We start from the raw sequence: 12190 nt of genomic DNA, 5'->3' as shown, positions 1-12190 counted from the left end.
CTGCAGCAATTTTTCACATTATAAAAATCCATCTCGCGATTCGAAAAATTCCTTGCGTGAAGCAAGAGGCGGTCATTACAATCGCCCGCAAAGCTGCTGCGGTCGGCCCGGTCACGTCGCAAGGGTCGCCGTCCGCATGGTCCGATCAACAGCGTTCCCCTACATCCAGGAGACGAGTATGTCCGCTGTACCCGACGAAGTCCTGAAATACGTTGCCGCCGAGAAGGACGAAGATCCTCAGGAAACCGCCGAATGGCTCGAGGCGCTGGACGGCGTCATCTCGACGGTCGGCCCCGATCGCGCACACTATTTGATCGAGAAGCAGATCGAGTTCGCCCGCGTGCATGGCGAGCATCTGCCGTTCTCGGCGAACACGCCGTACATCAACACGATTCCTGTCGCCAACCAGGCCAAGAACCCCGGCGACCAGGACATCGAGCACCGCATTCGCTCGTACACGCGCTGGAACGCCATGGCGATGGTCCTGCGCGCGGGCAAGCACACCAACGTGGGCGGCCACATCGCCTCGTTCGCTTCGGCCGCTACGCTCTACGACGTCGGCTACAACCACTTCTGGCACGCACCGTCGCCCGAGCATGGCGGCGACCTCGTGTTCGTGCAGGGTCACTCGTCGCCGGGCGTCTACTCGCGCGCGTTCCTGCTTGGCCGCCTCTCGGATAACCAGCTCGACAACTTCCGCCAGGAAGTGGGCGGGCAGGGCATCTCGTCGTATCCGCACCCGTGGCTGATGCCGGACTTCTGGCAGTTCCCGACCGTCTCGATGGGCCTCGGCCCGATCATGGCGATCTACCAGGCGCGCTTCATGAAGTACATGCAGGCGCGCGGCATCGCGAAGACCGAGGGCCGCAAGGTCTGGGCCTTCCTCGGTGACGGCGAGACGGACGAGCCGGAATCGCTCGGCGCGATCGGCATGGCCGGCCGCGAGCACCTGGACAACCTCGTGTTCGTCATCAACTGCAACCTGCAGCGTCTGGACGGCCCGGTGCGCGGCAACGGCAAGATCATCCAGGAACTCGAAAGCGAGTTCCGCGGTGCTGGCTGGAACGTCATCAAGGTCATCTGGGGCAGCCGCTGGGATGCGCTGTTCGCACGCGACAAGTCGGGCGCGCTGATGCGCCGCATGATGGAAGTGGTCGACGGCGAGTACCAGACCTACAAGTCGGAGTCGGGCGCGTTCGTGCGCGAGCACTTCTTCAACACGCCTGAACTGAAGGCGCTGGTTGCCGACTGGTCCGACGACGACATCTGGAACCTGAACCGCGGCGGCCACGACCCGCACAAGATCTACGCGGCATTCCATCAGGCCCAGCATGCGAAGGGCCAGCCGACCCTGATTCTCGCGAAGACGATCAAGGGCTACGGCATGGGCGAGGCCGGCCAGGCCATGAACATCACCCACCAGCAGAAGAAGATGCAGGTGGATCAGCTCAAGAAGTTCCGCGACCAGTTCCGCCTGCCGATCACGGACGAGCAGATCGTCGACGTGCCGTATCTGAAGTTCGAGGAAGGCTCGAAGGAGCTCGAGTACATGCGCCAGAAGCGCATGGACCTCGGCGGCTACCTGCCGGCTCGCCGCCAGAAGGCCGAGTCGCTGCCGGTGCCGGCGCTCGAAGCGTTCGACCCGCTCCTGAAGGGCACGGGCGAAGGCCGCGAGATCTCCACGACGATGGCGTTCGTGCGGATCCTGAACATCCTGCTCAAGGACAAGGCGCTCGGCAAGCGCGTCGTGCCGATCGTGCCGGACGAGTCGCGTACCTTCGGCATGGAAGGCCTGTTCCGCCAGATCGGTATCTGGAACCAGGAAGGCCAGAAGTACGTGCCGGAAGACTCCGACCAGCTGATGTTCTACAAGGAATCGCAGACTGGCCAGATACTCCAGGAAGGCATCAACGAAGCCGGCGGCATGTGCGACTGGATCGCGGCCGCGACGTCGTACTCGACGCACGGCGAGATCATGGTGCCGTTCTACATCTTCTACTCGATGTTCGGCCTCCAGCGTATCGGCGACCTCGTGTGGGCGGCAGGCGACATGCGCTCGCGCGGCTTCCTGCTCGGCGGCACCGCGGGCCGCACGACGCTCAACGGCGAAGGCCTGCAGCACGAAGACGGCCACTCGCTCCTGTGGGCCGCTTCGGTGCCGAACTGCGTCACCTATGACCCGACCTTCGGCTACGAACTGGCCGTGATCATGCAGGACGGCCTGCGCCGCATGGTGCAGGAGCAGGAAGACGTGTTCTATTACATCACCGTGATGAACGAGAACTACGAGCATCCGGCGATCCCGCAGGGCGAGCACGTGGCAGCCGACATCCTCAAGGGCATGTACGCGTTCCGCAAGGGCGACGCGAAGGCCAAGGGCCCGCGCGTTCAACTGATGGGCGCAGGCACGATCTTCAACGAAGTGATCGCCGCCGCCGACCTGCTGAAGAACGACTGGGGCGTCGAAGCCGACCTCTGGAGCGTGCCGAGCTTCACGGAACTGGCCCGCGAAGGCCACGAAGTCGAGCGCTGGAACCTGCTGCACCCGAGCGAGCCGCGTCGCGAGTCGCACGTCGAGAAGCTGCTCAAGGGCACGGAAGGTCCGGTCATTGCATCGACCGACTATGTGCGCGCACTCGTCGACCAGATCCGCGGCCTCGTTCCGCGCAAGTTCGTGGTGCTCGGCACCGATGGTTTCGGCCGTTCGGACACGCGTGAAAACCTGCGTCACTTCTTCGAAGTCGATCGTTACTGGACGACGGTCGCGGCGCTCAACGCGCTCGCGGACGAAGGCAAGATCGAGCGCAAGGTGGTGGCAGACGCCATCGCGAAGTACAAGCTCGACCCGTCCAAACCCAACCCGATGACCGTCTAACGCATCATCCCCCTGTGCATGGCATGAGCGCCTCCCCGAAGCGGGGAGGCGCGTCTTATGCGGCCCCGGAGACACTAACAATGAGTCAAGCGATCGAAGTCAAAGTGCCGGACATCGGCGATTACACGGACATTCCTGTGATCGAGGTGCTGGTGAAGGCGGGCGATACCGTCGAAAAAGAGCAATCGCTCATCACGCTGGAATCGGATAAGGCGACGATGGACGTGCCGAGCCCCGCGTCGGGCACGGTCAAGGAAGTGAAGGTCAAGGTGGGCGACAACGTGTCGGAAGGCACGCTCGTCCTCGTGCTGGACGGCGCGGGTGCTGCTGCGGCCCCGGCCGCTGCGCCTGCCGCGGCACCTGCTGCGGCTCCCGCACCCGCTGCTGCGCCGGCCGCCGCCGCGCCTGCTGCAGCGGCCGCGCCCGCCGCAAGCGGTGGCGTGCAAAGCGTCAAGGTCCCCGACATCGGCGACTACAAGGATGTTCCGGTCATCGAGATTGGCGTGAAGGTCGGCGACCGCGTCGAGAAGGAGCAGTCGCTCGTCACGCTCGAATCGGACAAGGCGACCATGGACGTGCCGAGCCCGGTGGCCGGCGTCGTCAAGGAAATCAAAGTGAAGGTGGGCGACAACGTGTCGGAAGGCACGGAGATCGTCATCGTCGAAGCGGAAGGCGCTTCGGCTGCGGCCGCCGCACCCGCACAGAAGGCCCCGGTCGAACAGCCGTCGGATGCGCCTCAGGCCGCGCCGGCCAAGCCCGCCCCCGCCGCACCGTCGGCGCTCGCGCAGGCGCCGATCATCCCGGCAGGCGAAGGCGGCTCGCGCCGTCCGAGCCACGCATCGCCGTCCGTGCGCAAGTTCGCGCGCGATCTGGGCGTGGACGTCGGCCGCGTCACGGGCACGGGTCCGAAGGGCCGCATCACCCAGGACGACGTCACCGCGTTCGTGAAGGGCGTGATGACGGGCGCGCTGGCAGCCCCGGCTGCTGCCGCGGCACCTGCTGGCGGCGGCGCGGGCCTGAACCTGCTGCCGTGGCCGAAGGTCGACTTCACGAAGTTCGGCCCGATCGATACGCAGCCGCTTTCGCGCATCAAGAAGATTTCCGGCGCGAACCTGCACCGCAACTGGGTCATGATTCCGCACGTCACGAACAACGACGAAGCGGACATCACCGACCTCGAAGCGCTGCGCGTGCAGCTGAACAAGGAAAACGAGAAGTCGGGCGTGAAGTTCACGATGCTCGCGTTCGTCATCAAGGCCTGCGTCGCGGCGCTGAAGAAGTTCCCGGCGTTCAACGCGAGCCTCGACGGCGACAATCTCGTCTTCAAGCAGTACTACCACATCGGTTTTGCCGCCGACACGCCGAACGGCCTCGTCGTTCCGGTGATCCGCGACGCGGACAAGAAGGGTCTTGTCGATATCGCGAAGGAAATGGCCGACCTCTCGAAGCTCGCGCGCGAAGGCAAGCTCAAGCCTGACCAGATGCAAGGCGGCTGCTTCTCGATCTCGTCGCTCGGCGGCATCGGCGGCACGCACTTCACGCCGATCATCAACGCGCCCGAAGTGGCGATCCTGGGCCTGTCGAAGAGCGCCATGAAGCCGGTGTGGGACGGCAAGCAGTTCGTGCCGCGCCTCACGCTGCCGCTGTCGCTCTCGTACGACCACCGCGTGATCGACGGTGCCGCTGCCGCCCGCTTTAACGCGTACCTCGCTTCGATCCTCGGCGATTTCCGCCGCGTGATTCTGTAAAACCGCTTCGACCGGCTCGCGCCGCGGCGCCGCACCAACAGGTGCGCGTCGCGGTGGGCGCGGCCGGTCGTTCCATAAGGGGACACCATGAGTCTCGTCGAAGTGAAAGTGCCGGATATCGGCGACTTCAAGGACATCGACGTCATCGAAGTCAACATCAAGGCCGGCGACGTCATCGAGAAAGAGCAGACGCTGCTCTCGCTCGAGTCGGACAAGGCCACGATGGAAGTGCCCAGCGATGTCGCGGGCACCGTCAAGGAAGTGAAGATCAAGGCGGGCGACAAGGCGTCGCAAGGCACGGTGATCGCGCTGGTCGAGGCGTCCGAAGGTGCGGCACCCGCACCGAAGGCCGAAGCACCGAAGGCTGAAGCGCCCAAGGCTGCTGAAGCGCCGAAGGCCGCCGCACCTGCGCCGCAAGCCGGCAGCTTTGGCGGCAGCGCCGACGTCGAATGCGACATGCTCGTGCTCGGCGCCGGCCCCGGCGGCTATTCGGCGGCGTTCCGCTCCGCCGACCTCGGCATGAAGACCGTGCTGGTCGAGCGTTATTCGACGCTCGGCGGCGTGTGCCTGAACGTCGGCTGCATTCCGTCGAAGGCGCTGCTGCACACGGCGCTCGTGATCGACGAAGCCGAAGCGCTCGGCTCACACGGCATCACGTTCGGCAAGCCGCAGATCGATCTGGACAAGTTGCGCGACTTCAAGTCGGGCGTGGTCAAGAAGCTCACCGGCGGCCTCGCCGGCATGGCGAAGGCGCGCAAGGTTGAAGTCGTGACCGGCGTGGGCACGTTCCTCGATCCGTACCACATGGAAGTGGCGGGCGAGGGCGGCAAGAAGGTCATCAAGTTCAAGCAGGCGATCATTGCCGCGGGTTCGCAGGCTGTGAAGCTGCCGTTCATTCCGGAAGATCCGCGCGTGGTCGATTCGACCGGCGCGCTGGAGCTGCGTCAGATCCCGCAGAAGATGCTGGTGATCGGCGGCGGCATTATCGGCCTGGAAATGGCGACGGTCTACGCGACGCTCGGCGCGCAGATCGATGTCGTGGAAATGCTCGACGGCCTGATGGCCGGCGCCGACCGCGATCTCGTGAAGGTCTGGGAGAAGTACAACGCGAAGCGCTTCGCGAACGTCATGCTCAAGACCAAGACGACGAAGGCCGAGGCGAAGGACGACGGCATCTACGTCACGTTCGAAGGCGAGAAGGCGCCGGCCGAAGCGCAGCGCTACGACCTCGTACTGGTCGCCGTGGGCCGCTCGCCCAACGGCAAGAAGATCGGCGCGGACAAGGCCGGCGTCGCGGTGACGGATCGCGGCTTCATCGACGTCGACAAGCAGATGCGCACCAACGTGCCGCACATCTTCGCGATCGGCGACATCGTCGGTCAGCCGATGCTCGCGCACAAGGCCGTGCATGAAGGCCACGTGGCGGCCGAAGCGGCGCACGGCGAGAAGGCGTACTTCGACGCGCTGCAGATTCCGTCGGTGGCCTACACCGATCCGGAAGTGGCGTGGGCCGGCAAGACCGAAGAGCAGTGCAAGGCCGAAGGCATCAAGTACGGCAAGGCGGTGTTCCCGTGGGCCGCTTCGGGCCGCGCGATCGCCAATGGCCGTGACGAGGGCTTCACCAAGCTGATCTTTGACGAAGAGACGCATCGCGTGATCGGCGGCGGTATCGTCGGTCTGAACGCGGGCGACCTCATCAGCGAAGTCTGCCTCGCCGTGGAAATGGGCGCGGATGCGACCGACATCGGCAAGACCATCCACCCGCACCCGACGCTGGGCGAGTCGGTGGGCATGGCCGCCGAGCTGTATGAAGGCGTCTGCACGGACCTGCCGCCGCAAAAGAAGAAGTAAGTTTGCCGCGCGCATGAAGAAACGGCGCACTCCGCGAGGAGTGCGCCGTTTTCATTTGGGCGGTCGCGATGCCGTGGGTCGCCGGGATGGGCTGCGAGAGGCGCTGGAGCGAAAAAAATTCCCGGCCTCCAGCGACCGGGCAAGCGACAGCCGGACCGGAGCGTCAGGTCCGGCACTGGGCACGCCTTTCAGCGCGCCACAGGTCGATACGCGACGCTCAGGCCGGCTTCTTGGCGGTGGCGGCGGCAGCCGAACGCGAAGCTTGCGCGGCAGCCTTGCTGGCCGCGGCGGTGGCGGCGTTGAAGTTGCTTTCGGCGATTTCGACGGCTTGCTTGGTGGCCTTGTGGACCGTTTCGTAGGTCGTGTTCGCAGCGTTGATAGCCGACTTGATCACGGCGACCGCGGTTTCCGAACCGGCCGGCGCGTTCTTGGCGACGTTGTCGACGAGCGACTGGACCTTGCGGTTTTGCTCTTCGTAGTGCGCTTCTGCAACCTTGGCGAACTCGGCTTGCGTAGCCGAGGCGATTTCATAGACGTGGCGGCCGTACGAGAGCAGCTTTTCGGCCAGCGGTTGAGCGAAGCTCGATTGCAGGGCGAAGAACTCTTGAGCGTCCTTTGCCGACAGCGCGCGTTGCGCCTGTTCCTGCGATTCCGCCAGATTCGAGCGAACGGCCTGAAGGTTCAATTCGACGAGCTTTTCCACGCCTTCGAGCGCCTTGCCGGTCAGACCGAACAGCGTTTCGAGGTTGGCTTTCTGGGCAGCGGCGAATTGCTCAGGGGTCAGCAGACTCATGTTTACGCTCCTGGATGTTTGGCGGCCTCGTTCGCGGGTCGCCTGGAGTAAGTGGCAAGACTCGGAGTGATCTGCACGGCGCTTTGGTGCGTCGCAACATTGATCTCGATTTTAGGTCGCCAAAAACGAAAGTCAAGAACTTTTGGTGCGACGCACAATTACATGAAAGTATTATTAAACAACTACTTATGCGTCCGGCATGGACGTGTGCTCTGGCGTCTCGCCGGGCTGCGGCATAGTGTCTGCATCCTACTTGCTACGCGGCTTTCCCTGACGAGGTCAAGCGTGTATGCGCTCGATCTGGCAAGATTCAGTCTGACGATGCGCGCCGGATGTGGCGTGCGTCGTACGATTCGTTGAAGTCCGGTGCGAGATTGCGCTGAGCGCGTCCACCAAATTTCGTCATGGAACGTTAAAGGTCCATTGCTGTCGAATGCGCGTCGCGTGGTTCGGCGGCACCGGCGTCAGAGAATCGTCCTCGGTATTTCCCCCACATCAAGTTCTGCATGGTGCGCGCCGTCAATGCGTAGGCAATCTACAAAGAGTGCCGGCGCAAGGCGCAGCAGGGTGGGGCCACCCAGGCGATTGTCTCTCTCCATCGAATGTGCGAAGCGCATTGGTCAGCTCAATTGAAAGCCAGACTTCGGTTTAACGAGTAGCCATAAGTGCTTCAATTTGCGAATTTTTCGTGGTTTTACTACACTTGGCGAACGATCCCGCCGCTTCATCCAGAACACCAATGAAATCCGACAAGCTCCTGTCGTTCAAACTGGTGCCCTCATCGGTTGTCAGTACCGCACTGTCGGTCGCTGTCTCCGTGGTCATCAGCGCAACGCTCGTAGTGCCTGAGGGCGCTTTTGCTGCGTCGCAGAACACCGCTGCGGCCAATACGGCCAAGGCCAAGAAGACGACCAAAAAGGCCGCGACCGGCGCGCAGGCGCCTGCGAAGGTCGCCAAAAAAGCGGGTGCGACCCGCACCGTCGCCGCGACGGACGATGCGCGCCCGACGGTCAAGAAACGCCGCGTCAGCTACACGATGAACGGCCGCCACCACACTGCGGTGCGCCGTGTCGCGTTCGAGCCGCGTCAGCCGACCGTGGGCCAGGCGTTCGGCCTGCATGAAACGCCCGATTCGCTGATGCTGCGCTCGGGTGTAGCCTACGTGGTGGACCAGAACTCGCTGGAACCGCTCTTCGACAAGAATTCGCATGCCGTCGTGCCGATCGCCTCGATCTCGAAGCTGATGACCGCGATGGTCGTGCTCGATTCGAAGGCGCCGCTCACCGAGCAGATCGAAGTCACCGACGAAGACCGCGACTACGAGAAGAACACCGGTTCGCGCCTCTCGGTGGGCTCGGTGCTCTCGCGCGAAGACATGCTGCATATCGCGCTGATGGCGTCGGAAAACCGCGCGGCAGCGGCGCTTTCGCGTTACTACCCGGGTGGCCGTCCTGCGTTCATCGCGGCCATGAACGCCAAGGCGAAGCAGCTTGGCATGACCGACACGCACTTCGAGAATTCCACGGGGCTCTCCAGCCACAACGTCTCGACCGCGCGTGACCTCGTGAAGATGGTGAACGCGGCCTATCAGTATCCGATGATCCGCCAGTTCTCGACCGATCGCAGCTACGACGTGTTCACGGGCAAGCGCAATCTCGCCTACAACAGCACGAACGCGCTGATCCGCAATCCGTCGTGGGACATCGGCCTGCAGAAGACCGGCTTCATCAACGAAGCGGGCGAGTGCCTCGTGATGCAGACGACGGTCCACGGCCGTCCGGTGATCATGGTGCTGCTCGATTCGAGCGGCAAGTATTCGCGTTTCGCCGATGCGACCCGCGTGCGCACGTGGCTCGACAACGGCGGCGCCGACCAGCAGCCGCGCATCACGAGCGCGGACGCGGGCGGCCCGGGCACCTGACCGGGCCCGATACCTAGCCCGGTATCAAGTCAAGCAAGCCGCTTCGGCTTCGCTAGTACAAACGCCCCGCAATTGTGGGGCGTTTGCTTTTCGGGCCGGCGTGGGCGTTTCCTACGCCATGAGGCTAGCTGTTGGACGATCGGTTTCGTCAGCAGAATTTCAGTGGTTCGAGACGTGCTGTCCGGCCGGATAGCGCGATTTGGCTGCCGCAAGTTTGTCGGTTGTCAATTGACAACTTCGGCGGCGGCCCCTACACTGAGTTTGCCGATGAGACGATCGCATCCCAAGAAAGAGGTCGAGGCTGCGCTGGCCTATGCCGAATCCAGAGGTTGGTTAGTTCAGCCAGGTAAAGGCAATGGCCATGCGTGGGGCAGGATGTACTGCCCGTACAACCAGGCAGATTGCCGGTGCGGAGAATTCTGCATCACGAGCATCTGGAGCACGCCGCGCAACGCCGGCAACCATGCGCATTTGTTGAGGCGTGTGGTCGACAACTGCACGGTGCAGCGCGCGAACGCGCCGCCCGGGCGACCGAGTGCCAAACAGCAGGAGTAACTCATGAACTATGTATTCACGCTCAAGTATCAGCTCGCGCCGGAAGATTGCGATCACGACGACCTCGTGGAGCGGCTGGCGCAAGCGGGCTGCGACGACGCCACGATCGGCGTAGGGCAGCCTGGCCGCGTCGCGCTGGCATTCGCACGCGAGAGCGAGAGCGCGTGGTCGGCCATCTACTCGGCGTTGCAGAACGTGAAGCAGGCGGCGCCAGGGGCGCATCTGGTGGAGGCCGCGCCGGATCTGGTCGGCTTGACCGATGTTGCCGACATGACAGGCATGTCACGTCAGAACATGCGCAAGTTGATGCTCGCGCACACGGTAGATTTCCCGCCGCCGGTGCACGAAGGCAATCCGTCGCTCTGGCATCTCGGCGACATCCTCGCGTGGTTGAGCGGCCGCCAGGGCTACAGCATCGACGTCGCGCTGCTGGAGACGGCGTTTACCGCGAAGCAGGTCAACCTGGTGAAGGAGGCGCGCGAAATCGACACGGGCATCAAGCGCCAGCTTGCCGAGCTTGTCGAGTGAGGAGCATGAAGAAGAGAAGCGCCGGACCTGCCGGCGCTTCAGGGACTTCGGCTTCGGTGCGAAGCCGGTTCGCGCAACCGTGGGCCTCAGGCGGTCTGCACGTTGCCTTCGGCGGGCTCCGGGTGATAGCCGAGCGATTCTGAAATCGTGAGCGCTGTCTTGCTCAGTTGTCCAAGCCACGAGTCCTGAAGGCGGTCGGCGGGCGCGGAGAGTGAAAGCCCGGCCACGAGCTTGCCGGTATCGTCGTAGATGCCCGCTGCAATGCAGCGCACGCCTAGTTCCAGCTCCTCGTTATCGCGTGCGCAGGATTGCTGGCGCACGTGCGCGAGTTCGCGCTCCAGCCGGCCAAGGTCGGTGATGCTGTTGCGCGTGTGACCCGAAAGGCCCGTGCGGGTGGCGTAGGCGCGCACGCGATTCGCTTCGTCGGCGGCAAGAAAGAGCTTGCCGACCGAGGTGAGGTGCAGCGGCGCGCGGCCGCCGATTGCCCGCACCACTTGCATGCCGGAGCGCTCCGAGTAGGCGCGCTCGATATAGACGATCTCATCGCCCTGGCGCACGGAGAGGTTCACGGTCTGACCCGTGAGGCGATGCAGCTCGCGCATGGGCGTGAGCGCGGCGTCGCGCACCGAGAGGCGCGCCTTCACGAGATTGCCGAGTTCCAGCAGCCGCATGCCGAGCCGGTATGTACCGGGGTCCGAGCGGTCGACGAGCCGGCAGCTCACCATGTCGTTAAGAATGCGGTGTGCGGTGGACGGATGGAGTTCGGTGCGTTGCGCGAGATCCTTCAGGCTGACCGGATCGGTGTGCGCAGCGAGCGCGTCGAGGAGGCGCATCATGCGCTCGATCACCTGAATCGAGGTCTTCGGATCCGGATTGGTGTCGGTCATGGGGGGCAAATTCCGGGGGCAGAATCGTTTGGCGCGTATTGGAAACGCGACGCGGAAGCGTCCATTGTATCTCGTATGGTGAAAAAAGACAGCGGCTGACGGGATGGCGCCCCGGCGTGGCGGCCGTGCCAGCAGGCCTGTCCAACGCGGTCGACAGTCCATCCTGGCGCAGTCCGGCGTTGGTGGCGGCGGCGAAACGTCGGATAATCGGGGACGGTTTTCACGAGGAGTTCCCATGCGAGTCGGTTTGTTCGTCACTTGCCTCATCGACACGATGCGTCCCGAAATCGGCTTTTCGGCGCTCAAGTTGCTCGAGGAGGCCGGCTATGAGGTGGACGTGCCGCCTGCGCAAACCTGCTGCGGCCAACCGGCCTATAACTCGGGCGAACGGGCGCTCGCGCGCGACCTGGCGGAAAAGACGCTGCGCGAATTCGAGCAATTCGACTACGTGGTGGTGCCTTCGGGCTCATGTGGCGGCATGATCCGCGTGCATTACGGCGATCTCTTTCGCGACGACCCGGAACTGATGGCGCGCTACGGGCGGCTGCGCGAGCGCGTCTACGAACTGACGGACTTCCTCGTGAATGTCGCGAAAGTCACGCTGCCCGAGGGCGAATTCCGCGGGCCGGTGACCTATCACGACTCCTGCGCGGGATTGCGCGAGCTGGGTGTGAAGGCGCAGCCCCGTGCGCTGCTCGCGCAGCGTGGCGTGGCCGTGCAGGAGATGAAGGATTGCGAGCACTGCTGCGGCTTTGGCGGCACCTTTGCGGTCAAGTACGGCGCGATCTCCACGGCGATCGCCGACGAAAAATGCATGAACGTGCAGGCAAGCGGGGCGGGCGCCGTGGTGCTCGGCGACCTCGGCTGCATGCTGAACATCGAAGGGCGTCTGCGCCGGACCGGCGATTCCAGCACCCGCGTGCTGCATGTCGCCCAGGTGCTGGCCGGCGACGTCTGAGGCGCCGCGCCATCGCCGTCTGGTTGCGGCCAGTTGGCTGCGCTTTGTTCACCGCGCGAAGCGTCCAGGCCATG

Annotated in this window: 9 protein-coding genes; 7 read left to right on the top strand and 2 right to left on the bottom strand. The window is 64.0% G+C overall.

Translation table 11 applies throughout. The features are described from left to right. Window positions 1-178: 178 nt before the first annotated feature. The 3 genes from aceE to lpdA all read left to right on the top strand — a co-directional run bounded on the left by aceE (window position 179) and on the right by lpdA (window position 6474). The gene (gene aceE / locus E1956_RS12140) at window positions 179-2875 is read left to right on the top strand and encodes a pyruvate dehydrogenase (acetyl-transferring), homodimeric type (RefSeq protein ID WP_134749135.1); all 2697 of its coding nucleotides are present in this window, start codon (window positions 179-181) and stop codon (window positions 2873-2875) included. Between the two features lie 80 nt (window positions 2876-2955). After that, on the top strand, window positions 2956-4623 hold the full coding sequence (gene aceF, locus E1956_RS12135; RefSeq protein ID WP_134749133.1) for a dihydrolipoyllysine-residue acetyltransferase: 1668 nt from the start codon (window positions 2956-2958) through the stop codon (window positions 4621-4623). An 87-nt stretch (window positions 4624-4710) separates the two neighbouring features. Beyond that, window positions 4711-6474: a dihydrolipoyl dehydrogenase gene (gene lpdA, locus E1956_RS12130; protein WP_134749131.1), complete on the top strand. Its 1764-nt coding sequence runs from the start codon at window positions 4711-4713 to the stop codon at window positions 6472-6474. A 217-nt stretch (window positions 6475-6691) separates the two neighbouring features. Here the strand turns inward: lpdA and E1956_RS12125 are convergent, their stop codons facing one another. Beyond that, the gene (locus E1956_RS12125) at window positions 6692-7267 is read right to left on the bottom strand and encodes a phasin family protein (RefSeq protein WP_028216869.1); all 576 of its coding nucleotides are present in this window, start codon (window positions 7265-7267) and stop codon (window positions 6692-6694) included. A 739-nt stretch (window positions 7268-8006) separates the two neighbouring features. Here E1956_RS12125 and pbpG point away from each other — a divergent pair. The 3 genes from pbpG to E1956_RS12110 all read left to right on the top strand — a co-directional run bounded on the left by pbpG (window position 8007) and on the right by E1956_RS12110 (window position 10271). After that, complete coding sequence (gene pbpG / locus E1956_RS12120) at window positions 8007-9188, top strand: D-alanyl-D-alanine endopeptidase (RefSeq protein ID WP_134749129.1); 1182 nt, start codon at window positions 8007-8009, stop codon at window positions 9186-9188. Window positions 9189-9455: 267 nt separating this feature from the next. Beyond that, window positions 9456-9743, top strand: a complete 288-nt coding sequence (locus tag E1956_RS12115; protein WP_134749127.1) for a hypothetical protein — start codon at window positions 9456-9458, stop codon at window positions 9741-9743. A 3-nt stretch (window positions 9744-9746) separates the two neighbouring features. Next, on the top strand, window positions 9747-10271 hold the full coding sequence (locus tag E1956_RS12110; protein WP_134749125.1) for a helix-turn-helix transcriptional regulator: 525 nt from the start codon (window positions 9747-9749) through the stop codon (window positions 10269-10271). An 86-nt stretch (window positions 10272-10357) separates the two neighbouring features. Here E1956_RS12110 and E1956_RS12105 read toward each other — a convergent pair whose 3' ends face one another. Further along, window positions 10358-11158, bottom strand: coding sequence for an IclR family transcriptional regulator (locus E1956_RS12105; RefSeq protein ID WP_028216872.1), 801 nt, complete (start codon window positions 11156-11158; stop codon window positions 10358-10360). 235 nt (window positions 11159-11393) lie between these two features. Between E1956_RS12105 and E1956_RS12100 the strand changes: the two genes are divergently transcribed. Further along, window positions 11394-12116, top strand: coding sequence for a (Fe-S)-binding protein (locus E1956_RS12100; protein WP_028216873.1), 723 nt, complete (start codon window positions 11394-11396; stop codon window positions 12114-12116). The last annotated feature ends 74 nt before the right edge of the window (window positions 12117-12190 follow it).

It is taken from the genome of Paraburkholderia pallida, from assembly GCF_004524855.1.
GTDB classification, from domain to species: Bacteria; Pseudomonadota; Gammaproteobacteria; order Burkholderiales; family Burkholderiaceae; genus Paraburkholderia; species Paraburkholderia oxyphila.
Note: the sequence above shows the minus strand (reverse complement) of the source record. Positions and strands in the feature narration are given on the sequence as shown.

Bases quoted from the DNA above. Each gene is read 5' to 3' on its own strand.
- E1956_RS12115 (WP_134749127.1), top strand. From the start codon at position 9,456: ATGAGACGATCGCATCCCAAGAAAGAGGTCGAGGCTGCGCTGGCCTAT.
- E1956_RS12100 (WP_028216873.1), top strand. From the start codon at position 11,394: ATGCGAGTCGGTTTGTTCGTCACTTGCCTCATCGACACGATGCGTCCC.
- aceF (WP_134749133.1), top strand. From the start codon at position 2,956: ATGAGTCAAGCGATCGAAGTCAAAGTGCCGGACATCGGCGATTACACG.
- E1956_RS12105 (WP_028216872.1), bottom strand. From the start codon at position 11,158: ATGACCGACACCAATCCGGATCCGAAGACCTCGATTCAGGTGATCGAG.
- E1956_RS12110 (WP_134749125.1), top strand. From the start codon at position 9,747: ATGAACTATGTATTCACGCTCAAGTATCAGCTCGCGCCGGAAGATTGC.
- aceE (WP_134749135.1), top strand. From the start codon at position 179: ATGTCCGCTGTACCCGACGAAGTCCTGAAATACGTTGCCGCCGAGAAG.
- E1956_RS12125 (WP_028216869.1), bottom strand. From the start codon at position 7,267: ATGAGTCTGCTGACCCCTGAGCAATTCGCCGCTGCCCAGAAAGCCAAC.
- lpdA (WP_134749131.1), top strand. From the start codon at position 4,711: ATGAGTCTCGTCGAAGTGAAAGTGCCGGATATCGGCGACTTCAAGGAC.
- pbpG (WP_134749129.1), top strand. From the start codon at position 8,007: ATGAAATCCGACAAGCTCCTGTCGTTCAAACTGGTGCCCTCATCGGTT.